Source organism: Duganella aceris (assembly GCF_011090165.1).
GTDB classification, from domain to species: Bacteria; Pseudomonadota; Gammaproteobacteria; order Burkholderiales; family Burkholderiaceae_D; genus Rugamonas; species Rugamonas aceris.
In genome coordinates, this window is record NZ_JAADJT010000007.1 from 119468 (window position 1) to 145903 (window position 26436).

Below are 26436 nucleotides of genomic sequence, written 5' to 3' on the forward strand. Positions count from 1 at the left end.
AGTTTATTGCTTTTCTCACAGTCCAGTACGTAGGTAGCAAAACCGCCAGACGCGGCGCTTTCAGCGCCATCTTTTGTGTCACAAAGTTGTCATAAAGACGTCACGGCCCTGACATATTAAGCCGTTACACTCACCCGCTGCCCTAGGCGCGCCGGGCATTGTTCGGCAAACAAGTTGCAATACAGTAAAGAGGAAATACCTGCTTTATCGCAAGGGTTTCAAATAACTATTAGTCTTTTTTGGGGTTATACAATGATCAATCATAAACGGCTCAAGCTGACGCAAATCGCCTTCAGCCTGTCCATCGCCCTGGCGGCGCCTGCGTTCGCGCAGAACACCACGTCGGCGATCGGCGGCCGCATTTCCGGCGGCGACGGTAAACCGGCTGCCGGCGCAGTCGTTTCCATCATTCACGCCGAATCCGGTTCGGTCACCAAGGTCGTGACCGACGCGGAAGGCCGTTATGTCCAGCGCGGTCTGCGTACCGGCGGTCCGTACACCATCACCATCACCAAAGATGGCGTCACCGAAACCCGCGACGGCGTGTTCATCCAGCTGGCCGAAACCGCCAACGTGGACGCCACCCTGGGCGCGCCTGCCGCCTCGATGCAGACCGTGACCATCGCCGGCACCGGCGGCCGTTCCGACAAGTTCTCGAAGACCGCCATGGGCGCCGGCACCAGCATCACCGCGACCGAACTGGCGATCCAGGGTTCGATCAACCGCAACCTGCAAGACTATGCCCGTTCCGATCCGCGCGTTTCGCAGACCGACAAAGAGCGCGGCGAAATGTCCGTCGCCGGCCAGAACTCGCGCTACAACTCGCTGACCATCGACGGCGTCTCGGTCAACGACACCTTCGGCCTGGAAGCGAGCGGCTCGCCGACCGCCAAGCAGCCGATCTCGATCGACGCGATCCAGTCGGTGCAGATCAACGTCGCCAACTACGACGTGACCCAGAAGGGCTACACCGGCGGTAACATCAACGCGGTGACCAAGTCCGGCACCAACACCGTCAAGGGCAGCGTCTACTACGTGTTCCGTAACGACAGCATGGCCGGCGACCGCTTCAACGCCTCGTCCAACACCTACGCGCCACCAGCGCCGTTCAAGGAAACCACCAAGGGCGGCACCATCGGCCTGCCGCTGATCAAGGACAAGCTGTTCCTGTTCGCGAACTGGGAAAAACTGGAATCGACCCGTACCGCGCCATCGTTCGGCCCGCTGGGCAGCTCGATGACCAACGTCGGCGTGACCCCGTCGTCCATCGCCGCCGCGCAAGCGATCGCCAAGAACACCTACGGCGTCGACATCGGCACCCAGGAAGTTCCTTCCGGCACCGCACTGAACGTGACCGACAAACTGTTCAAGGTCGACTGGAACATCAACGAGAACCACCGCGCGATGTTCCGCTACTCGAAGACCGACCAGACCGAGCCGTTCTTCACCGGCATCTCGGCCACCGGCGTCTCGCTGAACTCCGAGTGGTACCAGCAGGGCAAGACCATCGAGACCAAAGTCGGCCAGATCCTGTCGGACTGGACGCCTAACTTCTCGACCGAATTCAAGCTGTCCTCGCGCGACTACGATTCCGTGCCAGTGGTGAACGCCAAGCTGCCGCTGGTCGGCCTGCGCTTCTCCGGCGCGCTGCCTGCCGGCACGCCAACTACCGTGTCGTCGGCCGACCGTTTCCTGAACTTCGGTACCGACAACAGCCGTCAACGTAACATCCTGGGCACCAAGACCACCGACGCCTACCTGGGCGCCAACTGGTCGGTCGGCGACCACGAAATCAAATTCGGCGGCGACTACAGCAAGAACGAGATCTACAACGCGTTCCTGCAAAACGTCTGGGGTAACTACACCTTCGGCTGTATCAACAACATCAACTACCAGTTCCTGAACAGCAGCACGTTCAACTGCTCGACCGCGACCAACGCGCAGGTCGAAGCGGCGGTGCTGGAAAACTTCCGCCGTGGCCGTCCAACCGCCTACAGCGTGCAAGTGGCTAACGCCGGTCTGACCCTGGACGACGCGGTATCGGTCTTCAACATGAAGAACTACGGCGGCTTCGCCCAGGACACCTGGACCATCAACCCGCGCCTGAGCGTCAGCTACGGCGTGCGCGTCGACCGCACCGCAGTCGGCGGCCGTCCGCTGCGCAACAACACGGTCGCTCTGGCCGCCGTGCCGGGCAACCCCGCCACCAACACCCGCGCCACCGGTGGTTTCGGTATCGACAACACCAACACCTTCGACGGCGAGCAACTGATCCAGCCGCGCGCAGGCTTCAACTACACGCTCGACACCGCGCGTCAGACCCAGATCCGCGGCGGCGCCGGCCTGTTCCAAGGCTCGGCCCTGACCGTCTGGCTGTCGAACCCGTTCTCGAACACCGGCGTGCAGACCAAGACCGTCGGTTGCGGTATCTCCGGCTACGCGGCTTGCCCGACCACCGACGGCTTGTACAGCCCGGACATCAACAAGCAAGTCACCAGCTTCACCGGCTCGATCCCTGCCGCCAACGTCGACGCGCTGGCGCCTGGCCTGAAACAGCCTGCGGTGTGGAAGTCCAACATCGCGGTGGAACATGAACTGCCATGGTACAACCTGGTCCTGGGCGTGGAATTCCTGAAGTTCAAGTCGAAAGACGCGATCTACTATCAGAACGCCAACCTGGGTGTCCCGACCAAGACCGGTACCGACGGCCGTCCGCTGTACTACAACGCGCAGGGTTACAACACCGCCTGCTGGAGCGCCACCGGTGGCTCGATCACCAATGGCACGGCTTGCACCGGCTTCACCGCCAAGGCACTGAGCAACTCCGCGTTCAACAACGTGCTGGTCGCGACCAAAACCGACCAGGGCACCAGCAACGTCGCCACCATGTCGTTGTCGCGTCCGATGATGAACGGCTGGAACTGGTCGCTGGCTTACACCTACACCAGCGCCAAGGAAGTGTCGCCGCTGACTTCGTCGACCTCGTCGTCGAACTACGCCAGCCGCGCCATCTTCAATCCTAACGAAGATGTCAGCGCCAACTCGAACTACCTGGTGAAAGACCGTATCAGCGCGCTGATCAACTTCCGCAAGCGTCTGTTCGGCGCCTACAACACCACCTTCGGCGTGTTCTATGAAGGCCGTTCGGGCAAGCCATACAGCTGGACCATCAACAACGACTTGAACGGTGACGGCCTGGCCGGTAACGACCTGATGTTCATCCCTTCGGCGCCGGGTTCGGGCCAGGTGGTGTTCTACGGCGATACCGCCACCAACCACGCCAACGAAGACAAGTTCTGGAGCATCGTCAACGGCAATCCTAAGCTGAAGAAAGCCATCGGCGGCGTGACCGGTCGTAACACCGACTTCGCACCATGGACCAACAGCTTCGACCTGCGCATCGCTCAGGAAGTTCCTGGCCTGTTCACCGGCAACAAGGGCACCCTGTCGTTCGACATCTTCAACGTCGGCAATCTGCTGAACAAGAAGTGGGGCCGTATCAATGAAGTCGGCTTCCAGACCAACGGCGGTACCGCTCGCAGCTTCGTCGATTACCAAGGTTTGGATTCGACCGGCAAATACATCTACCGTGTACGCGACGTGGAAACCGTCGACATCCGTCAGGTAAAAGGCGAGTCGCAATGGGCTGTCCAGGCTACCGTGAAGTACGAGTTCTAACATCGTAGTTTCGTAGCGGGATACAAGAACGGCTGGTGGCGACACCGGCCGTTTTTTTTCGTCCGCCGCTTTGTAACGTAACGTTTTAGACGCCGTCGCGGCGCGATCGGCGGCGGCTTTGGGCTGTACAATATTCGATTACTTCCAAGCTCCACATCCATGAAAAAATATCCGAGCCCGGTCGCCGGCCTGACCTTGTCGCTGCTGGCGGCGTTGCTGGCCGGTTGCGCGACGCGACCGCCACCAGGCACCCAGCAAATCCAGCTGGTCACGCTGAACGATTTCCACGGCAATATCGAAGCGAGCAAATACGTCTGGGCCAGCGCCTACGCGCCGGGCGAGCGCACCATCCAGGCCGGCGGCATCGACACCATCGGCGCCGCCTTGCAGGCGTGGCGCAAGCAGGATCCGGAGCTGCTGCTGGTCGGCGCCGGCGACTTGATCGGCGCCAGTCCCGCCATCTCGTCGATGTGGGCCGACGAGCCGACCATCGGCGCGATGAACCTGCTGGGCCTGCGCGCCAGCTCGGTCGGCAATCATGAATTCGACCAGGGCCGCATGGAGCTGCTGCGCCAGCAGAAGGGCGGCTGCAATTCGCCACGGCCCGACAAGGCCTGCAAATTCGAAGGCACGTATGAAGGCGCGAAGTTCCAGTACCTGGCCGCCAACGTGATCGACATGGTGACCCGCAAGCCGGTGCTGCCGGCGTACCGCATCGAGACCTCGCACGGCGTCAAGGTCGGGTTCATCGGCACCGTGCTGCGCGACACCGCCGAATCGGCGCTGGCCTCCGGCATCGCCGGGCTGGATTTCGGCGACGAGGCGGAAGCCATCAACCGCCAACTGCCGGAACTGCGCAAGCAGGGCGTCGGCGTGTTCGTGGTGCTGATCCACCAGGGCGGCCGCACCATCGACAAGTTCGACCAGCAGGATTGCGCCAACCTGACCGGCCCCATCGTCGACGTGGTCAAGCGCCTCGATCCGGCGATCCGGCTGGTGGTCAGCGGCCATTCGCACAAGGGTTATCTGTGCAAGGTCGACGGCCGTCTGGTGACGCAGTCGGACATGGGCGGCCACGTCATGTCGCGCATTAAGCTGACGGTGGATACCAACACCAACACGCTGCGCGACGTCAGCGCCACGCAGGAGGTGATGGTGCCGGGCGCCTGGCCCGCCGATCCGGCGATCGATGCTTATCTGAAGAAGACCCGCGACCGCAGCAACGCCGCGCTGGCGCGCCCGGTGGCGACGCTGGCGGTGCCCAGCGTCAAGCGCGAAAAAGAACACGACCGCGAGTCCGCGCTGGGCGACCTGGTGGCCGACTCGATGCTGGCGACCGGCCGCCGCTTCGGCGCGCAGATCGCCTTGCAGAATCCGGGCGGCATCCGCCAGGATCTGGAGAGCGGCCCGGGCAACCGCGTGACGGCGGGCCAGGTGCTGGTGGTGCTGCCGTTCGGGAATACGCTGGTGGCGATGAACCTGCGCGGCGCGCAGATCGTCGAGCTGCTGGAAGAGCAGTGGATCGGCGAGCGCGATGCGACGCGCGGCCTGCTGCAGGTGTCGGAAGGCTTCAGCTACGAGTGGGACGCCAGGCAGCCGCCGGGCAGCCGCGTGGTGCCGGGCAGCGTGAAGCTGAACGGCGTGCCGCTGGACATGGGCAGCTCCTACCGCGTGGTGACCAACAATTTCCTGGCCGAGGGCGGCGACGGCTTCCCGACCTTCGCCAAGGGCGGCAACCGCGCCGCCACCGAGATCCGCGATATCGACGCGCTGACCGATTACCTGGTCAAGCGCGAGCAGGACCGCAAGCCGGCCGGCGTCGCCGCGCCGCTCACGCGCTACAAGCGCGTGCAATAACTTACTGGAGCATCCATGCGTCGTGTATTAATGTCCTTTGTCGTATCGGCCGCGTTCATCGCCGGCGCTCCCGCGCATGCCGAGTTTTCGATTCCCGGTTTCGAACTGGTGCAAACCGCGCCGGTGGAAACGCCGCTGCACAGCGACGACTTGCGCAGCGCCGCCGCGGTCTGGACCGAGTTGTTCGACAACGCCAGGAGCGAGATCGTCATCGGCCAGTTCTATGCCGTCAACAAGCCTGGCAGCGTGTTCGAAAAAGTGTTCGAGCATCTGGCGGCCGCCGGCAAGCGTGGCGTCAAGATCCGCTTCCTGCTCGACCAGAAAGGCGTCGGCCTGTCCGAGAAGTCCACCATCGACCAGCTGAAGGCCATCCCCAACCTGGAACTGCGCATCCTCGATTACAGCAAGCTGACCGGCAACGGCATCATCCACGCCAAGTACCTGGTGGTGGACGGCGCCACGGCCTACGTCGGCAGCCAGAACTTCGACTGGCGCTCGTTCGAGCATATCCACGAAACCGGCTTGCGCATCACCGACGCCAAGGTGGCGGGCCAGGTGCTGGCGATCTTCAACCAGGACTGGCGCGCGCAGGCGTTGACCGCGCAGGGCCTGAAGGCTCCGGCGCTGAACGTCAAGACCGAGGCTGGCGACATCCGCCAGAACGCCTTTCTGCTGGCCAGCCCGAATCAATACAACCCGTCCGGCGTCGGCGATTCCGAGACCGGGTTGCCGGCGCTGCTGGCCGACGCCAAGAGCGAGGTACGCATCCAGTTGCTCGACTACGCGCCGCTGAGCTACGGCCCGAAAGGTACGCGTCCCTACTACGCGGTGATCGACAACGCGGTGCGCGCCGCCGCCAACCGTGGCGTCAAGATCAAGCTGATGGTGTCGAACTGGAACCTGGAACAGCCTGCGCTGGTCTACCTGAAAAGCCTGGCGATCCTGCCCAACGTCGAGATCCGCGTGGTGACGCTGCCGGTGGCGTCGACCGGCTTTATTCCGTTCGCGCGCGTCATCCACAGCAAGACAATGGTGATCGACAATCAGGTGGCGTGGGTCGGCACCAGCAACTGGGCCGGCGGCTATATGGATTTGTCGCGCAACCTGGAGGTCGTGATGCGCAACGAGAAAATGGCGCAGCGCCTGGCCGCGATGCAGGAACAGACCTGGAGCTCGCCGTACGCGCAAGCGTTGGACATCAACAAACAATACGCCAAACCGGCGAAAGGCACTCCTGAATGAACAAGCTCACATTGGTCCTGGCGCTCAGCGGCGCCGTCGTCTCCTTCAACGCGCAGGCATGGGGCAACGACGGCCATCGCGCGGTCGGCGCCATCGCCGACCAGCTGATCAAGGGCAGCAACGCCGAGAAGCAGGTCAAGGCCCTGCTGCTGCCGGGCGAGAACCTGGCCAAGATCGCCAGCTGGGCGGACTGCGTCAAGGGCACCTACTGCGGTCCGCAGACGGAGGAGATGGTGGCCTACACCACCGCCAATCCGAAACACGGCGAGTACCACTACACCGACGTGCCGTTCCAGCTGTCGCACTACGAGGACAAGGGCGTCGGCACGCACGACCACGACATCGTGCAGACGCTGAAGCAGTGCATCGCGGTGCTGCAAGGGAAAAGCGACAAGAACACCAATCCGCACGGCTTCACGCCGCGCCAGGCGTTGCTGATGCTGACCCACCTGACCGGCGACATCGCGCAGCCGCTGCATGTGGGCGAAGGCTATGTCGACAAGAGCGGCGCCTTCGTGGTGCCGACCCAGAAACAGCTGGACGCCAAGGAAGCCTTCGCCACGCAGGGCGGCAACAATCTGCAACTGGATGATCTCAAGCTGAGCGCCAACAGCGGTCAGCTGATTCCGGCCGCGCCGGTCGAAGAAAAGCCGGCCGGCACGCCGGCCACGCCGCCGCGTCCGCCGCAGGCCACGCGCGCCTTCCACTCGTACTGGGACACCACGGTGGTCAACTACGCGTTCCGCCGCATCGGCGCGCGCACGCCGGAGCAGTTCGCGCAGACGGTGATCGCCGATAATCCGGTGGTGTCGCCGAACAGCGGCGAGCTGTCGACCTGGCCGTATCAATGGGCCGACCAGGCGCTGGTGGTGGCCAAGCTGGCCTACACCGACGTGGTGCCGGGCGTGATGTACCAGCAGACCAGCAAGACCACCGGTGAAACCTACAACGTGTGGCCGCTGGCGGTGCCGGACAACTACCCGGTGCCGACATCCGCCGCCGCCAAGACGCAGCTGATCCAGGGCGGCTACCACCTGGCCTCGATACTGAAGGCCATCTGGCCCTGATTATTTCCCGGTGGCGGGATTGAACCAGAGTTCGCCGCGCGACAGCGGCGTCTCGGGCGTGATGTGCGGATTGTCGAGGTGGATCACGCGGCGCTTCTGCAGCGCGCCGGACTTGATGCTCTCGCCTTTGTATTTCTGGAACAGGACGTTCAGCGAACCGTCCTTGATCATCATCTCCATGCCGGCTTCGATGCGCTGCGCCAGCAGCTTGCCCTCGGCGTCGCGGCGCAGGAAGAAGTACAGCGGCAGCGGATACTGCAGCAGCAAGGTCGGCTCCACCGCCATGTTCGGATAGGCGGCGCGCCGCTCCTGGTATTCGCGTCCCGCCTCGTCGATGCCGCGCGAGAAAAAATCGAAGCGCCCCGCGTCGAGCATCGCGAACAAGCCCCGGTAGGTGCCGCCTTCCACCACGGTGAGCCCGCCACCGCGCAGGATCGGCACGTCGATCCAGTCCTTGCCCTGTCCAGCGCGGAACTTGCGCAGATCTTCCAGCGTGCGAACGGCGGCGAAGCGCGGCAGGTCGGCCTCGCGCACCAGGAACATGCGGTAACCCAGCAGGCCGCGATCGATCGGCAGGCGGATCGGGATGAATTGTTTTTCCAGCTCGGGCGACGTGGCGCGGGCAAGGATGTTGATGCCGCCTCCCGACCGCGCCAATTCCTGCGCGATGCGCTGCCACGACATCACATGCGCCGACTGCTTGATCTCGAAGGGGCCGAAACGCGGCACGGTCTTTTCCAGCGCGGCGCGCAGCACCGCCCAGTCGTAGTCGTAGCGGCTGTCGATATCGTCAAGGCTGGTCAGCGGATAGACCAGCCGGTCGGTCGCGCCGGCTCCGCCCGCAGGCAGGCAAAGCGCGGCCGCCAGCAGCAGTCGCGCGGTGCGGTAACCATGTCGCCAGACTTTTATCATGCACCCAGTGTGCCACGCCTGGCTGCTGTTCATCAAGCGCCTTCTACGCGCGGACGACGCCTATGCCCATGGCGCTGTACGGCTGCAGCAGCGCTTCCGGCACGTCCCGGTTGACGACAATGGCGCTGACCTGCGACAACGGCGCGATCTGGTAGGGCGAGGCGGTGTCCAGTTTCTCCGGCGACGCCAGCACCACGGTGCGCCGCGCCATGGCGCTGATGGCGCGCTTGATGCCCGCCTCGTCGAAATCGCCGGTGCTGATGCCGGTCTGCGGATGCAGGCTGCACACGCCCATAAAGTAGATGTCGGTGCGGATCTGCGCGATCGCTTCCAGCGCACTCGGCCCCATTGCCACGATGGAGTGCTTGAACAGGCGGCCGCCGATCAGGATCACATCGATCGACGGATGCTCCGCCAGCTCCACCGCCACCGAGGGACTGTGGGTGACGACCGTGCAGCGCAGCGTGTGCGGCAGCGCGCGCGCCAGCTGCACGGCGGTGGTGCCGCCGTCGATGAACACGACCTGTCCCGGTTCGATCATCGCGGCGGCGGCGCGGGCGATGGCGGGCTTGGCGTCGCTGGAGATCCGCTGGCGCTCGGCGAAGTTGCCCATCGCCGGCGACGGCGGCAGTTCCAGCGGCAGCGCGCCGCCGTGCACGCGTTGCAGCAAGCCTTCCGCAGCCAGCTCGCGCAGGTCGCGGCGGATGGTGTCTTCGGATAGCGCCAACTCTTCGCTGAGCGATTTGGCGATGATCTGGCCGTCCTGCCTGAGGCGGGCGAGCAGGAGTTCCTTGCGTTGGCGTGTCAGCATGTTTGCATGAATTATCTTGATATTGCACGATATTGCATGATATCGTAAAAATACGCATCCGGGAGAACAGCATGGCCGAGGACCGCATCCGCATCCACAAGGTGGAGACTTTGTCGCACGACTGGTTTCTGCTGCAAAAAACCACCTTCGATTATCGCCGCAGCGACGGCAGCTGGCAGCGCCAGACGCGCGAGACCTATGATCGCGGCCACGGCGCCACCATCCTGCTGTACAACCTGGAGCGGCGCACGGTGGTGCTGGTGCGGCAGTTCCGCTTCCCGACCTGGGGCGATGGCCACGACGGCTTCCTGATCGAAGCGGCGGCCGGCCTGCTGGACAAGGCCAGCCCGGAGGAGCGCATCAAGGCCGAGGTGGAAGAGGAAACCGGCTACCGCATCAGCGAGGTGCGCAAGGTGTTCGAAGCTTTCATGAGTCCCGGCTCGGTGACGGAGCGGCTGTACTTCTTCGTCGCCGAATACGACGCCGCCTCGCGCGCTGGCGACGGCGGCGGCATCGAAGAGGAGGGCGAGGACATCGAGGTGCTGGAACTGGACATGGATGAAGCCATGCGCATGATGGCCGACGGCCGCATCGCCGACGGCAAGACCATCATGCTGCTGCAATACGCCGCGCTGCACTTGCTGCCCGTCGCGCGCGTGATGTCCATATCCGAACACTGGTGATGTTCGCATCTGGACAGCGGCGCCGCGCCACGCGGTAGAATCGGCGCAAACGCGCGCTTGCCGTTCTTGGCACGGCGTTTGCTCTAAGTCTGGCATGAACTTCGAAAAACTGAACCTGCGCGATTTCCGTATCGGCTGGCGCCTGCTGTTGCTGCACCCCGCTTATTCACTGGTCATCACCGGCGGGCTGGCGGTGGGATTCGCCGCCTGTTTTCTGCTGTTCGGATTTGTCGATTTCTGCCTGAACTACAACAGCGCCATCCCGGACAACGACCGCGTGGTGGTGGTCAAGCAGCGCAACAATATATTCCCACGTCCCGAATGGGAGGCCTGGGCCTATCTGCCGTTGCGCGATGTCGCGCTGGCCAGCGGCATGGTCGAGGCGGCGGGCATCGCCAAGTCGATCGATGCGCCGCTGCGTGCCGGGAATACGCTGCGCGCGTTGGACCTGCAAGCGGTCGATCCGGCGTTCGGCGCCATGTTCGCGGTCGTCGCGCTGCAAGGCGATTTGCATGCGGCGCTGACGCAGCCGGACGGCATCGCGCTCACCAGCACCGGCGCGCGCAAACTGTTTGGCGCCGACGCCGGCTCTGCGCTGGGCCGCACCGGCAACATCGGCGGCACCGCGCTGCAAGTGCGCGCGCTGTTGCCCGATCCTCCGGCCAACAGCACCCAGTTGTACGAAGCGCTGGTCGGCACCGGCAGCAGCGCGTGGCGCGAGCGTGAAACCGCGTTCAGCGAATGGAACCGGGGCAGCGTCTACCTGAAGCTCAAACCGGGCGTGTCGATGCCCGCGCTGACCGCGCTGCTTCAGCAGGCGAGCGAAAATTCCGCGCAGAGCCAGCGCATGAGATCAGTGGGCGCCAACACGCTGAAAGGACGCAACGTCTCCGATATCAGCCTGCTTCCGCTGCGCGATGCCTACTTCGACGAAGATCTGGCAAACACCCGCAACGCCGAGCGATACGGCCAGCGCGCCAGCGTCTACGGTCTTGCGGCGGGCGGTGCGCTGATCCTGCTGCTGGCGGTGATCAACTACGTCAATCTGGCGACGGTGCTGACCTTGCAGCGGCAGCGCGAGATCGGCATCCGCAAGCTGCTGGGCGCGAGCGCCGGACGTCTGGCGCGGCAATTCCTCAGCGAGGCCATACTGACCACCGTGCTCGCGGCGGTCGCGGGCCTGGTGCTGGCGTGGCTGCTGCTGCCGGTGTTTTCCGATCTGGTGAACCGCCCGCTGGACGGCATGTTCACCGTCAAGCGTTGCGCGGCGGCGCTGGCGTTCAGCGTCTTCATCGGCCTGTGCGCCGGCGCCTATCCGACCTGGCTGGCGCAACACGCGCTGCCGGGAGCCGCGATGGCGGGGCGCGGCAACAGCGAAACCGCCGCCGGCCTGTGGCTGCGGCGCGTGCTCACCGTGCTGCAATTCTCCAGCGCGATGGCGCTCAGCGCGACGGCGTTGGCGGTCGGCTGGCAGACGTCGTTCGCCATGCACGCATCGCCCGGCTTCGATCCGGCCAGGCTGCTGGTGCTGGTCCTGCCATCCTATGCGCAGGACACGCCGCCCGATGCCTCGTTCATCGAACAGCTGCGGCGCTTGCCCGGTATCGACGGCGTGTCCACCATCTCCGAAGCGGTAGGCCGCGATGGCTTCAAGAACACCAGAAAGATCAGGACCAGCGATGGCCAGGAAATTCCGATGGAGGCCAAGAACGTTAGCGCCGGCTGGTTCGAGATGCACCGGCTGCACGCGGACTACGGGCAGTCCTTCGATCCGTCGCGCGATCCGGGAGGCGACGGCGACACCGGCAGCGTGATGGTGAACGCCGCCGGCGCGCTGGCGCTCGGCTATGCGACGCCGCAGGAGGCGGTCGGCAAGTCGATCGCCACCGGCTACCGGATCATCGGCATCGCGCCGGAGCTGCGCTTCCAGGGGCTGCGCACGGCGCCCAAGGCTGTCATCTACTTCATCGCGCCGGCATCGGTGCTGAACATCCGTACCGCCGACGGCCTGCAAACGGCCTACGACAACATCGAGCCGCTGTGGCGCCGCCACTTCCCGAACGACATCCTGGAACTCAAGACCCAGGAAGCGGTGCTGGCGGAGCGCTACGCCACCGACGCGCGGCTGATGCGCATCCTCGCCGCGTCCAGCGCGATCGCGATCGCGCTGGCGACATTCGGCATCTATGTGCTGTCGGCCTACAGCGTCGAGCGGCGCCGGCGCGAAATCGTCATGCGCAAACTGTACGGCGCCGGCCGCGCCGACATCGCGCTGATGATGACGCGCGAGATGCTGGCGCTGGTCGGTGCCGGCGCGGCGGTCGGCCTGCCGCCGGCGTGGCTGGCGATCCAGCGCTACCTCGCCGGCTACGTCGAGCAGGCGCCGATGGGCGTCTGGACCCTGGCCGCGTCGCTGGCGCTGGCCTTGCTGGTCGCGCTGCTGGCCACCGCCCGCCACACGCTGGCCGCGCTGCGCATGCCGCCGGCGCAGGCGCTGCGCAACTGATTTCAACAACGGAGTAAAGCTATGCGTTTGTATCAAAGAATCGCCGGCGGCCTGCTGCTCGGCTTGTCCCTGTACGCCCATGCCCAGGACAGCGATCCCTATCTCTGGCTCGAGGACGTGAAGGGCGACCGGCAGATGGAGTGGGTCGACCGGCAGAATGCGGTGACGTTGAAGGAGCTGCATGCACGCCCTGAATTTCCGGTCATCGAGACCAACGTCCGGGCGATGTTCAACACCATGGCGCGTGTGCCAGAGGTGGTCGCGCAGGGCGGCTTCCTGTACAACTTCTGGACCGACGCGCAGCATCAGCGCGGCATCTGGCGCCGCACGACGATGGCGCAGTACCAGCGTCCCGAGCCCGAGTGGGAAACCGTGCTCGATCTGGACCAGCTGTCCGCCGATGAAAATGAACAGTGGGTATGGCACGGCGCGCAATGCCTGTATCCGAAGGAGCAGCGCTGCCTGCTGTCGCTGTCGCGCGGCGGCGGCGATGCCAACGTTGTGCGCGAGTTCGACACCGCCAGCCGCAGCTTCGTGCGCGACGGCTTCACGCTGCCGGAGGCGAAGAGCAGCGTGGCGTGGATCGACGCCGACACCATCTTCGTCGCCAGCGATTTCGGCACCGGCACGCTGACCGCTTCCGGCTATGCGCGCGTGGTCAAGGAGTGGACGCGCGGCACGCCGCTGGACGCGGCGCGCACGGTGTTCGAGGGCAGGGCAGAGGACATGAGCGTCTCGGCGCAAAAGAACTTCACGCCGGGCCATGAGTTCCAGCTGGTCTCGCGCACGGTCGACTTCTATCGCACCGAGCTGTTCTTGCGCCGGGACGGCAAGCTGGCCAGGGTCGACGTACCCGGCGACGCCAAGGCTTACACGATGGGCGCGCAGCTGATCGTCGAGTTGAACTCGGAGTGGACAGTGAACGGCAAGCGCTATCCACAGGGCGCCTTGCTGGGGACCGACTTCCGCCGCTTCATGGCGGGCGAGCGGCGCTTCGACGTGCTATTCACGCCGACGCCAAGCAGTTCGCTGGACGGCGTAAGCATCACGCGCGGCGCGCTGCTGCTCAACATCCTGGACAACGTGAGAAACCGTCTGGTCGAAGTCAGTCCAGCGCGCGGCAAATGGCGGCAACGCAAAGTCGATGCGCCCGCGTTCGGCGTGTTCAGCGTGACCGCGCTCGATCCGGTGGCTTCCGACGAATACATCCTGAGGGTCACCGATTTCCTGACGCCGTCCACCACCTACCTGGCGCGCATCGGCAGCGACCAGCGCACGCCGCTCAAATCGATGCCGGCGTATTTCGACGCGGCGAAGTACACGGTCAAGCAGTTCCACGCCGTCTCCAAGGACGGGACGCGGGTGCCGTACTTCGTGGTCATGGCCAAGCAGGCCAAGCTGGATGGCGCGAACCCGACGCTGCTGAATGCCTATGGCGGCTTCCAGGTGTCGATGAAGCCGTACTATCTTGGTCCGATGGGCGAAGCGTGGCTGAAGAACGACGGCGTCTACGTGCTGGCCAATATCCGTGGCGGCGGCGAGTTCGGGCCAGCCTGGCACCAGGCGGCGGTGAAGGAACATCGCCAGCGCGCCTTCGACGACTTCCTGGCCGTGGCCGAGGATCTCATCCAGCGCAAGATCACCAGCCCGCGCCACCTCGGCATCTCGGGCGGCAGCAACGGCGGCCTGTTGATGGGCGCCGCCTTCACCCAGCGTCCGGAGCTGTTCAACGCCGTGGTCTGCCGCGTGCCGCTGCTGGACATGCGGCGCTACAGCAAGCTGCTGGCGGGCGCGTCGTGGATGGCGGAATACGGCGATCCCGACGATCCGGCGCAATGGGCCTACATCGGCAAGTATTCGCCGTATCAGAACGTGGTGAAGGACAAGCGCTACCCGCGCGTGCTGTTCACCACCGCCACCAGCGACGACCGCGTCCACCCCGGCCACGCGCGCAAGATGGCGGCCAGGATGCAGGACCAGGGCCACGACGTGCTGTACTGGGAAAACACCGAAGGCGGCCACTCCCCGGCCGCCTCGATCGAGCAGGAAGTGCAATGGTGGGCCACCACCTACAGCTTCCTGCTGGAGCAGCTCAAGTAAGCGGTGCGCATCTAAAAGCGGTAACATCGACGCATGAGAAGATTCCTCTTACTCGCGCTTTTGGCGGCGGGGCACGCCACGGCGGCGGGCGATGTCAAGAACGGCGCCTTCCTGTTCCAGCGCTGCGCCTCCTGCCACGCCGTCGGGCCGTATGCGCGCGCCGGCTTCGGGCCGCAGCTGCAGAACATCATCGGCCGCAAGGCGGCCAGCACCACCGACTACAAGTACTCGGAGGCGATGAAGAAGTCGGGATTGGTGTGGGACGAGAAAACCCTGGCCGCGTTCATGCGCGCGCCGCACGACGTGGTGCCGGGGACGAGCATGCGGTTCTGGGGGATCAAGGATGAACAGCAGGTCGCCGACCTGCTGTCCTATATGCGCACGCTGAAGTGATCAGCGCGATTTGACGAACGGCGTGCCCAGCGCTTTCGGCGCCACCGACTTGGCCATCAGGCCCGCCAGCACGATCACGGTGACCACGTAAGGCACCATCTGGATCAGCGAACCAGGCAGGCGGCCGACCACCGGCAGGTCGACGCCTTCGATCTGGATCTGCACCGCGCCGAAGAAACCGAACATCAGGCAGCCGAGGAAGGTGTACACAGGACGCCAGTTCCCGAACACCATCGCGGTCAGCGCCAGGTAGCCGGCGCCGGCCGACATGTCGCGCAGGAAGAAGCCGCTCTGCACGATCGCCAGGTACGCGCCCGAGAATGAGCACAAGACGCCGGCGATCAGCATCGCCATGTAGCGCTGCCGCTCGACGCTGATGCCCGCCGCGTCGGCCGCGTGCGGGTTCTCGCCGCAGGCGCGCAGGCGCAGGCCGAAGCGGCTGTGGTACACCACCCAGTGCACGATCGGCACCAGCGCGAACGCCAGGTACACCAGCACCGAATGGCCGCCGATCAGATGCGCGTAGACCCAGCCGATGAAGGGGATGCCCTCGACGGCGGCGCTGCCCGGCAGCACCACGTCGAACAAGCGCGCCGAACCCAGGTCCGGCGTGCGGCCGCCCTGCTGGAACAGGTACTGCGCCACCACGAAGGTAAGGCCGCTCATGGCGATATTGATGGCGATGCCGGCCACCAGCTGGTTGCCTTTTTGCGAGATGGCGACATAGCCTTGCAGCGTCGCCAGCAGCACCGACACCAGCATGCCGGCCAGGATGCCGTACCACGGATTCTGCGTGGTGAAGGCGACGGCGGCCGAGACGAAGGCCGAGGCCAGGATCTTGCCTTCCAGGCCGATGTCGATCACGCCCGAACGTTCGGCGAACAGGCCGGCCATGCCGGCGAAAATCAGCACCGGCGCGTTGCGCACGGTCGATACCAGGATGCTGCCGATATGGAGGTCGTCAAAAGTCATATTGTCCTCACTTCTTCAATTTGAGCAGTTTGGCGATGGCCGGCGCGTAGAAGTTCTCCATCGCGCCGCAGAACAGGATGATCAAGCCCTGGATGAAGATGAAGGTCTCCGGCGGGATGTTCTGCTTTTCCAGCGACAGGTCGAAGCCGCCCTGGATCAGCGCGCCGAACAGCACCGCCGACAGGAAGATCCCGACCGGATGCTGGCGGCCCATCAGCGCGATGGCGATGCCGACGAAGCCGGCGCCGCCGACGAAGTTCAGCGACAGGTAGTGGGTCGAACCCATGATCGAGTTGACCGAGCCCAGGCCCGCCAGCGCGCCCGAGATCAGCATGACGATGATGATCATCTTGCTGATGCGGATGCCGGCATAGTGCGCGGCGTGCTTGTTCAAGCCGGTGGCGCGCAGCTTGAAGCCCCACGACGATCGCGACACCATCACGCCATAAATCACCAGCGCGATGATGGCCAGGAAGAAGCTGATGTTGAGCGGCGTCTCGCCCAGGATCGGGAACCACTGGTTCAGGCGCGGCATCTCGGCGGCGGCGCTGAAGGCGCGGCTGGCGGTGTTCTGCTCGCCGGCCGGGATCAGGTATTTGACGATCACGAAGTTCATCAGCGAGGCCGCGATGAAGTTGAACATGATGGTGGTGACCACGACGTGACTGCCGCGTTTCGCTTGCAGGTAGCCGGGCAGGAAAGCCCACAGGCCGCCAAACAGCGCGGCGCCGACGATGCCGGCAGGGATCAGCGCCCACGTCGGCAGCGAGCTGTCGAAGGCCAGCATGGCCAGCGTGAGGCCAAGGCCGCCGAGATACATCTGGCCTTCCGAACCGATGTTGAACAGGCCGGCCTGCATCGCGATCGACACCGACAGACCGGTGAAGATGAAGGTCGACGCATAGAACAGCGTGTAGCTCAAGCCCTCCGGATTGATGACGGCGCTGTTGATCAGGATCGCCATCGATTCGGTCGGGCTTTCGCCGAGCAGGTGGATCACCAGCGCGGCGACCAACAGCGCCGACAGCAGGTTCAGGATGGGCATTACAAACGCGGTCGCCCAGCGTGGCAGGTCGTGGTTATTCATGCAATTTTTGCTTCTAAAAAAATGGAACTAGTTCTAACTCTATAGGTCAAACTAGCATGAGACTTGTCTATAGATATCGAGTGAAATCTTTTACAGGCCTGCTGAACAAGCAGGCTAGGGCGGTCAACTTCGTTTGGAATTATTGTAACGACAGGCAGAAGGACGCATTGCGTTTCAATCGCCGCTGGCACTCTGGTTTTGATCTGATAAGGCTGACCACCGGCTGCAGTAAAGAACTCGGATTGCATTCTGGCACGGTAAATGACGTGTGTCAGCAATATGCCCGATCGCGGCGACAATCGCACAGACCGTATCTGCGTTACCGCGGACGTAAATCCCTGGGTTGGGTGCCAATCAAAGGCCGCGAGCTTAAACGGGAAGGCAATGCCTTTCGCTTTTCTGGCAATACTTTCAGGGTATTTTTCTCTCGGCCTCTTCCCGAGGGAAAGATCACAGACGGCACGAATTTTTCCCGTGATCGCCGGGGCAATTGGTTCTTGAACATCGTGATCGAAATAGCCGAGCCTTCCGCAAGGATGCCGATAAGAGGTGTTGGCATCGATCTCGGTTTGAAAGATCTTGCTACGATGTCGAACGGATGCAAGATTGCGGCGCCGCGTATTTATCGAGACGCCGAAGCTGCGCTTGCCGTGGCGCAGCGCGCTAGAAAACAGAGGAGGGTCAAAGTGATCCACCGGAGGATAGCCAACCACAGGCAGGATTTTATTCACAAGTGGACAACGGCCATCGTACACGAATATGACTACATTGCTGTTGGCAATGCTAACGTCACTAAACTGGCTAGAACCAGCATGGCCAAGTCGGTCCTCGATGCTGGCTGGTCGTCCTTCAGAACTCAATTGGCGTACAAGGCTGTTAAGCATGGTGCCTGGTTTGAGGAAGTTGACGAACGTTTCACCACCCAAGTCTGCTCGAATTGTGGCAATCTGCCCGATACGAGGCCGAAAGGTATCGCAGACCTTGGAATAAGAGAGTGGCGATGCAGTAATTGTGGTGCGGTACATGATCGTGATCTCAATGCTGCATTAAACATTCTCCGTCGCGGACGTGCGACGCTGGCTGTAGGAATCTCCGCTCTTTAGTAGAGTGCAGAGGACGTCAAGATTTGTGCATCCCGCCCATCAGCAAGCCGATGCGGGTGGTGTCGAATTCTTCAATTTTCAGTTCGCCGGTGATGCGGCCGCCGCACATGACCAGGATACGGTCAGCCAGCGCGCGCACTTCCTCCAGCTCCACGGAGACCAGCAGGATCGCTACGCCGGCGTCGCGCAGGGCGAGCAGTTGCGTGTGGATGCTTTCGATGGTGCCGATGTCGACGCCGCGCGTCGGCTGGCCGACCAGCATCAGCTTCGGCTGCGCCAGCACTTCGCGCGCGATCACCACCTTCTGCTGGTTGCCGCCCGAGAGCAGGCCGATACGCAGGTCGTGGTTGTTGGGACGGACGTCGAAGTTCTGCATCAGCTGCGCGCAGCGCGCGGCGATGGCCTTGAAGTCGAACAGGCCCCAGCGGTTCTTCAGTTTGTCCTGGTAGCCCAGGATGGTGTTGTGCATCACCGAGAAGTTCTTCACCACGCCGTCGCGCAAGCGGTCTTCCGGAATGTGGGCGATGCCCATGTCGCGGAAGGTGCGCGGCAGGCCGTCGGCGTCGGAGCGGCCGGCGTAGGGCAGCGCCTTGCCCTTGAAGTCGACCTGGCCGGAGGTCGGCAAGCGCATGCCCGACAGGATCTCCATCAACTCGCTCTGGCCGTTGCCGGAGACGCCGGCGATGGCGACGATCTCGCCGGCGCGCAGCGTGAAGCCGATGTCGGCCAGCAGCTTGACCTGCTGATCGTCCATCAGTTGCAGGTTCTCGACGTGCAGCACCGGCTCGCCCGGATTGTACGGCGCGCGCGGCAGGTTGTTCTCGATCGGACGGCCGACCATCATATTGGCCAGTTCTTCCTTGGTGGTGCCGGCGGTCGGCACGGCGCCGATCACGCGGCCGCCGCGCATCACGGTGACGGTGTCGGTGATGTCGAGGATCTCCTGCAGCTTGTGGGTGATCAGGATGATGGTCTTGCCCTGTTCCTTGAACAGGCGCAGGATCTCGAACAGCGACGCGGTCTCCTGCGCGGTCAGCACGGCGGTCGGCTCGTCCAGGATCAGGATGTTGGCGCTGCGGTAGATCTGCTTGAGGATCTCGACCCGCTGCTGCGCGCCCACCGACAGGTCGTGGATGGTGGCCAGCGGATCGACGTCGAGGCGGTAGCGGGTGCAGATCTCGCGCAGCTGCGCTTCGACGATGGCGCGCTGGGCCTTCAGCTTGAAGCCGCCCTCGCTGCCCAGCATGACGTTGTCGAGCACCGTCATGTTCTCGACCAGCATGAAGTGCTGGTGCACCATGCCGATGCCCAGCTCGATCGCTTCCTGGCTGTTGCGGATGTGGCGCGCCTGGCCATCGAGCAGGATCTCGCCGCCGTCGGCGCGGTAGTATCCGTACAGGATGCTCATCAGGGTCGATTTACCGGCGCCGTTCTCGCCCACCAGGCCGTGGATCGAACCCTTGGCGATGGTGAAGCTGACGTCCGTGTTCGCTTTGACGGCTCCAAAATGCTTGGAGATGCCGCGAAATTCTACAGCTGGCTGCATAGGATCGTTTTCATTTAAGTAAAACGCGCCGCGCGGGGAAAGCCCCGGCGGCGCGCTCAATGTTCAAACAGATATCAGGCCGGGCAGGCTGCGCCCGAACGAATGTCGAATACCTTGACCTTGCCGTCGATGATGTCCTTGCGCGCACCCAGTACGCGCTTCTCGATCTCCGGCGTGATCAGCTTGCGGTTGTTCTCGTCCAGCGCCCAGTCGACGCCGTTTTCCTTCAGGCCCTTGGCGGTGACGCCGGCCTTCCAGGTGCCGGCCTTCATCTGCATGAAGGCGTCGTAGACGGCGTTGTCGACGCGCTTGACCATCGAGGTCAGCATCGTGCCCGGGTACAGGTGGTTCTGGTTCGAATCGACGCCGATCGCCAGCTTGCCTTTTTCCTTGGCCGTCTGCAGCGTGCCCATGCCGGAACCGCCGGCCACGGCGAACACCACGTCGACGCCGCGGTCGAACTGCGAACGCGCCAGCTCGCCGCCCTTGGCCGGATCGTTCCAGGCGGCCGAGGTGGTGCCGACCATGTTCGAGGTCACGTCGATCTTCGGATTGACCGACTTCGCGCCCTGCGAGTAGCCGCAGGCGAAAGTGCGGATCAGCGGAATGTCGATGCCGCCGATGAAGCCCAGCTTCTTCGACTTGGAGGCCATGGCGGCGGCGACGCCGACCAGGTACGAGCCTTCTTCTTCCTTGAAGGTGATCGAATTGACGTTGGCGCCTTGCGCGACGCCGTCGATCAGCACGAAGCGCACTTTCGGGAATTCCTTGGCGACCTTCTGCACCGCCTGCTGCTGGGCGAAGCCGATCGAGGCGATCAGGTCCAGGTTCTTGCGGGCCAGGCCGCGCAGCACCTGTTCGGCCTGGGTGTCGCTGGAGGCTTGCACCTCGATGAAATTGATGTTGGTTTCCTTCTTGAAGCGCGAGGCGCCTTCAAACGCGGACTGGTTGAACGACTTGTCGAATTTGCCGCCCGCGTCATACACGATGCCCAGCTTTGGGTCAGCCGCGGACGCGCTGGCAGCGATGAACAGTGCTGCAACCGTCAAACTAAGTTGTGAAAGTTTCATGAATAGGCTCCTGGAAGATCGATATTGTATATTTTTATTGGACGAAACATGTAATCCGGTGCCGTTTTATGCGGCAAATCCCTGATTTCTAGAGCTTTCTCTCTGGGATTCAGGCGGCCAGCGCCGGCCGTTCGTCAAAATCTTGCTCAAATTGCAGCAGGCCGGCGGCCAGCAATTGCTGGCCGACGATGTCCAGATCGATACCATGATGGGCCAGTTGCGCCAGCACCGCGCGCGCCGACTCGATCTCGGCTTCGTCCGGGGCGTCGGCGGGCGCCGTGGCGCCCAGCCAATGCAGTGCTTGCGGCGTCGCGCCGAAGGCGGCGAACACGGCGAAGGCGGTCTCGTTATCGTGCCGCCACTCGCGCTGGGCCATGCGCGCGGCGGCCAGAGCCGCCTGGCCGCGCACCGCGACGGCGGTGGCGTCGGCCGAATTGGCCAGCAGCGCGTCGACGGCGGCGTCGATGCGGGCCAGGTCGATGCTGACCGCGCTGGCGATGCGCTGCACCGGCAGCTTGTCGTGCAGACGCCGCGCCAGGCCGCGCCGATGCGCCGCGCGCGCCGCCCGGATCTGGCCGGCGCCGAACATCAAGGTCAGATGGGTTGGGATGCCGGCGTGGACCAGGTGTTCCAGCGCTTCGATGCCGGCCGGCGTGGCCGCGACGCCGATCGCGGCGTCCGCGCGGGCGAGGGCGGCCCACAGCCGTTTGGCTTCCGCGACGATGGCGGCGGCGTCGTGCGCCAGGTGGGCCGGAAGGTCGAAGGCGACCAGGCCGGCCGGGTTGTGTTCGAGGATGTTGTTCATCTACCGTTCCAAGTGTGTGGTGCGACGCATCAACGCGACAGTTGGTCACCGCAACCGGCCCCGTCGCTTGGAGCAAGGGGGCTATGTCGCACTGCCGCAACAGTTCGCGCCGAATTAAATATTTTTATAGCGTTGCTTTTTTGTCCGTTTGGAAAAAATTCCTGCCTAAAGGATAGGCCCGGCGGGGCTGGGCCGGGTTCGTCGGCCGCGTCTCAAAACGGCTTTTTCCCTGCAAGTCAGGTGGTACGACCCTGCGAAAAGACATGCTTTTCAGGCAGCTCACTACTATGCATCAGCGTCAATATGTACGACAAATTCGATTTTCTTTAGCTATTTATATAAAATAGATATGAATCGAAACATTGAAAAAGTGAGTTTCTGTCATTTTTTTCCGTGCTAGCATGATTATTAATTTGTATATCGATATATCAAAACCTAGGGTTTTGATGCAAATATATAAACAAAAAGAGAATTCAACAACACAAAAAGGGAGCAGGACAAATGAGCAAAAACAGTAGTGGTTTCGCAGTGCGATCGTTGATCGCCCTGGCCGTCGCAAGCGCCTTCCCGCTGCATTCGGCTCTGGCCACCGAAACCGAGGCGGTCGCCTTGGCGGCAGCCGCTGAGGGACAAGACACTGCGGCGGTACCGGAGGCCACCACCAAGGGCCAGCTGGAAACCGTGATCGTGACCGCGCAACGCCGCGCCGAGAACATCAAGGACGTGCCGATGTCGATCGCCACGCTCAAGGGCGACAAGCTGGACGCCATCACCGCCGGCGCCGCCGACATCCGCTTCCTGAACGGCCGCTCGCCGTCGGTCAGCGTCGAATCGGACTACGGCCGCACCTTCCCGCGCTTCTACATTCGCGGCCTGGGCAACACCGACTTCGATCTGAACGCTTCGCAGCCGGTCGGCCTGGTGATGGACGACATCGTCCAGGAAAACGCCATGCTCAAGGGCTTCCCGGTGTTCGACGTGGACCAGGTCGAAGTGCTGCGCGGCCCGCAGGGCACGCTGTTCGGCCGTAACTCCCCGGCCGGCGTGATCAAGTTCGACTCCGCCAAGCCGGTCTTCAAGACCGAAGGCTATCTGCAACTGGGCCTGGGCAACTTCTCGGCCAAGACCGCCGAAGGCATGTTCAACCTCCCGGTCAGCGACACCGTGGCGCTGCGCTTCTCCGGCACCAGCCAGCACCGCGACGACCGCGTGCACAACACCAATCCGAGCGGCAAGGGCACCCAGGACTTCGAAGGCTACGGCGACAACGCCTTCCGCCTGCAAGCCCTGGTGCAGCCGAACAAGGACCTGAGCGTGCTGTTCAACTACCATGAGCGCAACTACCACGGCAACGCCACGCTGTTCCGCGCCAACATCATCAAGCGCGGCACCAACGACCTGGTCGATGGCTTCGACTACGGTTCCTACGCTTCGGACGGCATCAACAGCCAGAAGCTGGAAACCAAGGGCGGCAGCGTTCGCGTCAAGTACAACGCCGGCGACATCACCTTCAACTCGATCACCGGCTACGAGAAGCTGGACTTCTACAGCCGCGCCGACGTCGACGGCGGCTATGGCGCGGTCTACGCTCCGCCATATGGCCCAGGCTACATCCCGTTCGCGGTCGAAACCGCCGACGTGCTGCCGAACCACAAGCAGTTCTCGCAAGAGTTCCGCGCCGAGTCGAACTACAAGGGTCCGCTGCAGTGGATCGGCGGCCTGTTCTTCTTCAACGAGAAGATCCAGATCGACAGCATCAGCTTCAACACCTTCGCGCCGGGCAACCCGCAGAACGCCAACTACGCCGTGCAGTTCCAGGACACCAAGTCGTGGGCGGCGTTCGGTTCGCTGAACTACGCCGTGTCCGACGCGTTCAAAGTGCGCGGCGGTGTGCGCTATACCAACGACAAGAAGGAATTCGCCGCGTCGCGCGTCCAGACCGACGGCAGCACCCTGTTCAACATCGACAACACCTCGCACAACGTCAGCTGGGATTTGAGCGGCAACTACGTGGTCACGCCGTCGACCAACGTGTTCGCCCGCGTCGCCACCGGCTACCGCGCACCGTCGATGCAGGGCCGCCTGGACGACCTGACCAGCAAGCCATCGTTCGCCGGCGCCGAAAAAGCGCTGTCGTATGAAGCCGGCGTCAAGCAGGATCTGTTCGACAAGCGCGCCCGTCTGAGCGCGTCGGTGTTCCATTACCGCGTCAAGGACAAGCAGCTGACCGCGGGTAGCGGCTCGGTCAACATGAACCAGCTGATCAACGCCGACAAGGTCGTCGGTCAAGGCTTCGAGCTGGACATGCAGGCCAACCTGAGCGACGAGTTCAGCGCGACCTTCGGCTACAGCTACAACGACACCGAGATCAAGGACAAGAACCTGTTCGTGCAGTACTGCGGCAACTACGGCAACAACCCGACCCACCTCAGCGGTTGCACCCCGACCAATGCTGCGGGTCCGTTCGCCGGCACGTCCAAGATCGACGGCAATCCGCTGCCGCGCGCGCCGAAGAACCAGTTGAACTTCACGCTGAAGTACGCCACCGAAATCGCCAACGGCGAGTTCTACGCGATGACCGACTGGACCTACCGTACCAGCTACAACTTCTTCCTGTACGAAGCGCCTGAGTACAAGGCCAAGTCGCTGACCGAAGGCGGCGTGCGCGCCGGCTACAAATGGGGCGGCGGCAAGTACGAAGTCGCTCTGTTCGGCCGCAACATCACCGACAAGCAAGTCATCCTCGGCGCCATCGACTTCGACAACCTGACCGGTATGTTGAACGAGCCGCGCACCTGGGGCGGTACCTTCAAGATCAATTTCTAATCTGATCTGATCTTGTTTTAGAATTCCCCGCACGTCCGAAAGGAGTGCGGGGATTTTTACATTGGAGGACTGTTCGTGAACACCGTCGTCAATCTATGGCCGCTGCTGGGCGTGGCCGTCATCATTCTTGGTTTCGCCCTGCGCGCGCATCCGGTGCTGGTGGTGATCGCCGCCTGCGCCGTCACCGGCTTCGCCGCCGCGATGCCGGTCGAGCATTTGCTGGCGTCGCTGGGCGCGGCCTTCATCAAGACCCGCAACCTGCCGCTGATCCTGCTGCTGCCGCTGGCCGCGATCGGCCTGCTGGAGCGCTACGGCCTGAAGGAGCACGCGCAGGCGTCGATCGCCCGCATCAAGTCGGCCACCACCGGCCGCCTGCTGATCGTCTACCTGGCGATCCGCGAGATCAGCGCCGCCTTCGGCCTGACCAGCATCGGCGGCCATCCGAACATGGTGCGGCCGCTGATCGCACCGATGGCCGAAGGCGCGGCCGAAACCCGCTATCCGGGGCTGACCACGGAACTGCGCTACCGCATCCGCGCCATGTCCGCCGCCACCGACAACGTCGGCTTGTTCTTCGGCGAGGATGTCTTCGTCGCCTTCGGCGCGATCCTGCTGATGCAGACCATTTTGCGCGGCGAGGGGATCGAGGTCGATCCGCTGCACATGGCGTTGTGGGGCATCCCGACGGCGGTGACGGCCTTCGTCATCCACGCCTGGCGGCTGCGCCGGCTCGACGCGCACATCGCCCGCGCCATGCTGGGCAAGGGCGCGGCATGATCCTCAAGCTTGATTACTTCTACTACGTGCTGGGCGCGATGCTGCTGCTGGTCGCCGTGATGGCGCTGCGCGACCAGCACAATCCGAAGCGTTTTTCCAGCGCCTTGTTCTGGGCGCTGTACGCGCTGGTCTACCTGGCCGGCGAGCAGCTGCCGCCGGTGGCCGCCGGCGTGCTGATGGTGGTGATGGCGCTGATCGCCGGCTTCGGCGGCGTCACGCTGGGCCGCTACGGCGACCGCTCGGCGGAGCAGCGGCGCGACAGCGCGCAGCGGCTCGGCCACAAGCTGCTGATTCCTGCGCTGCTGATCCCGATCACCACCGTGATCGGCTCCACGCTGTTCAAGGACGTCAAGCTCGACGGCCTGTTCCTGCTCGATCCGAAGAACTCCACCCTGGTCAGTCTCGGTTGCGGTTCGCTGTTCGCGGTCGCCACCGCGTGCTGGCTGACGCGCTCCACGCCCCTGCAGGCGATGCGCGAATCGCGCCGCCTGATCGACCACCTGGGCTGGGCGGTGGTGCTGCCCCACATGCTGGCGGTGCTGGGGCTGTTGTTCACCGAGGCCGGCATGGGCAAGGCGGTGGCGCACGTGGTCACCTCGTATATCAACCTCGACATCCGGCTGGTGGCGGTGGCGGTGTTCTGCGTCGGCATGGCGCTGTTCACCATCATCATGGGCAACGGCTTCGCCGCGTTTCCGGTGATGGCGGGCGGGGTCGGCATCCCGGTGCTGGTCGGCGTCTATCACGCCAACCCGGCGGTGATGGCGGCGATCGGCATGTTCAGCGCCTACTGCGGCACGCTGATGACGCCGATGGCGGCCAACTTCAATATCGTGCCCGCCGCGCTGCTGGAACTGCCCGACAAGAACGCGGTGGTGAAGATCCAGATCGCGACGGCATTGCCGCTGCTGCTTGCAAATATTGCACTTCTTTATTTTCTGATGAACCTGTGAGATGCAGAAAGTTGGAGTAGAGTAATGCGCACGCAGCAAAGCAATTGG

General features: G+C 63.5%; 19 protein-coding genes. 12 read left to right on the forward strand and 7 right to left on the reverse strand.

Translation table 11 applies throughout. The features are described from left to right. Window positions 1–252 precede the first annotated feature (252 nt). From GW587_RS16470 to GW587_RS16485, 4 genes are all read left to right on the forward strand, one after another. The gene (locus GW587_RS16470; protein WP_166105180.1) at window positions 253–3678 is read left to right on the forward strand and encodes a TonB-dependent receptor; all 3426 of its coding nucleotides are present in this window, start codon (window positions 253–255) and stop codon (window positions 3676–3678) included. 159 nt (window positions 3679–3837) lie between these two features. Beyond that, window positions 3838–5535, forward strand: a complete 1698-nt coding sequence (locus GW587_RS16475; RefSeq protein WP_166105183.1) for a bifunctional metallophosphatase/5'-nucleotidase — start codon at window positions 3838–3840, stop codon at window positions 5533–5535. A 15-nt stretch (window positions 5536–5550) separates the two neighbouring features. Further along, the gene (locus GW587_RS16480) at window positions 5551–6777 is read left to right on the forward strand and encodes a phospholipase D-like domain-containing protein (protein ID WP_166105185.1); all 1227 of its coding nucleotides are present in this window, start codon (window positions 5551–5553) and stop codon (window positions 6775–6777) included. Continuing rightward, the gene (locus tag GW587_RS16485; RefSeq protein WP_166105188.1) at window positions 6774–7844 is read left to right on the forward strand and encodes a S1/P1 nuclease; all 1071 of its coding nucleotides are present in this window, start codon (window positions 6774–6776) and stop codon (window positions 7842–7844) included. Before GW587_RS16480 ends, GW587_RS16485 begins: the two co-directional genes overlap by 4 nt. On the opposite strand, the gene GW587_RS16490 is transcribed toward GW587_RS16485, so the two are convergent. Both GW587_RS16490 and GW587_RS16495 read right to left on the reverse strand, forming a co-directional pair. Next, a complete protein-coding gene (locus tag GW587_RS16490) occupies window positions 7845–8756 on the reverse strand; it encodes a transporter substrate-binding domain-containing protein (protein ID WP_229259487.1) in 912 nt (303 codons plus the stop codon). It lies immediately after the preceding gene. A gap of 43 nt (window positions 8757–8799) precedes the next feature. Continuing rightward, window positions 8800–9567 carry a DeoR/GlpR family DNA-binding transcription regulator gene (locus GW587_RS16495; protein ID WP_166105191.1) on the reverse strand — a complete coding sequence of 256 codons (768 nt, stop codon included), beginning with the start codon at window positions 9565–9567 and terminating at the stop codon, window positions 8800–8802. Between the two features lie 71 nt (window positions 9568–9638). On the opposite strand from GW587_RS16495, the gene GW587_RS16500 reads away from it, so the two are divergent. The 4 genes from GW587_RS16500 (at window position 9639) to GW587_RS16515 (ending at window position 15249) form a co-directional block, all read left to right on the forward strand. Continuing rightward, entirely contained in the window at window positions 9639–10250 is a 612-nt protein-coding gene (locus GW587_RS16500; protein ID WP_166105194.1) for an NUDIX domain-containing protein, read from the forward strand. Window positions 10251–10344: 94 nt separating this feature from the next. Beyond that, complete coding sequence (locus GW587_RS16505; RefSeq protein ID WP_229259488.1) at window positions 10345–12756, forward strand: FtsX-like permease family protein; 2412 nt, start codon at window positions 10345–10347, stop codon at window positions 12754–12756. A 21-nt stretch (window positions 12757–12777) separates the two neighbouring features. Then, on the forward strand, window positions 12778–14856 hold the full coding sequence (locus GW587_RS16510; RefSeq protein WP_166105196.1) for a prolyl oligopeptidase family serine peptidase: 2079 nt from the start codon (window positions 12778–12780) through the stop codon (window positions 14854–14856). A gap of 33 nt (window positions 14857–14889) precedes the next feature. Beyond that, window positions 14890–15249 (forward strand): c-type cytochrome, encoded by a 360-nt coding sequence (locus tag GW587_RS16515; protein WP_166105199.1) that lies wholly within the window; start codon window positions 14890–14892, stop codon window positions 15247–15249. Here GW587_RS16515 and GW587_RS16520 read toward each other — a convergent pair whose 3' ends face one another. Then, window positions 15250–16221 carry an ABC transporter permease gene (locus GW587_RS16520; RefSeq protein WP_166105201.1) on the reverse strand — a complete coding sequence of 324 codons (972 nt, stop codon included), beginning with the start codon at window positions 16219–16221 and terminating at the stop codon, window positions 15250–15252. 7 nt (window positions 16222–16228) lie between these two features. After that, entirely contained in the window at window positions 16229–17308 is a 1080-nt protein-coding gene (locus tag GW587_RS16525) for an ABC transporter permease (protein WP_166105204.1), read from the reverse strand. Window positions 17309–17364: 56 nt separating this feature from the next. On the opposite strand from GW587_RS16525, the gene GW587_RS16530 reads away from it, so the two are divergent. After that, on the forward strand, window positions 17365–18411 hold the full coding sequence (locus tag GW587_RS16530; protein ID WP_166105206.1) for an RNA-guided endonuclease InsQ/TnpB family protein: 1047 nt from the start codon (window positions 17365–17367) through the stop codon (window positions 18409–18411). 16 nt (window positions 18412–18427) lie between these two features. On the opposite strand, the gene GW587_RS16535 is transcribed toward GW587_RS16530, so the two are convergent. From GW587_RS16535 to GW587_RS16545, 3 genes are all read right to left on the reverse strand, one after another. After that, entirely contained in the window at window positions 18428–19957 is a 1530-nt protein-coding gene (locus GW587_RS16535; protein ID WP_166105209.1) for an ABC transporter ATP-binding protein, read from the reverse strand. Window positions 19958–20031: 74 nt separating this feature from the next. Then, window positions 20032–21027, reverse strand: a complete 996-nt coding sequence (locus GW587_RS16540; RefSeq protein WP_166105212.1) for a BMP family lipoprotein — start codon at window positions 21025–21027, stop codon at window positions 20032–20034. Window positions 21028–21136: 109 nt separating this feature from the next. Further along, complete coding sequence (locus GW587_RS16545) at window positions 21137–21832, reverse strand: transaldolase family protein (RefSeq protein ID WP_166105215.1); 696 nt, start codon at window positions 21830–21832, stop codon at window positions 21137–21139. 501 nt (window positions 21833–22333) lie between these two features. Between GW587_RS16545 and GW587_RS16550 the strand changes: the two genes are divergently transcribed. The 3 genes from GW587_RS16550 (at window position 22334) to GW587_RS16560 (ending at window position 26388) form a co-directional block, all read left to right on the forward strand. Next, entirely contained in the window at window positions 22334–24658 is a 2325-nt protein-coding gene (locus GW587_RS16550; protein ID WP_166105218.1) for a TonB-dependent receptor, read from the forward strand. Between the two features lie 75 nt (window positions 24659–24733). Further along, entirely contained in the window at window positions 24734–25435 is a 702-nt protein-coding gene (locus GW587_RS16555; protein ID WP_166105221.1) for a DUF969 domain-containing protein, read from the forward strand. After that, window positions 25432–26388, forward strand: a complete 957-nt coding sequence (locus GW587_RS16560) for a DUF979 domain-containing protein (RefSeq protein ID WP_166105224.1) — start codon at window positions 25432–25434, stop codon at window positions 26386–26388. The genes GW587_RS16555 and GW587_RS16560 overlap by 4 nt, the downstream gene beginning before the upstream one ends. Window positions 26389–26436: the final 48 nt, after the last annotated feature.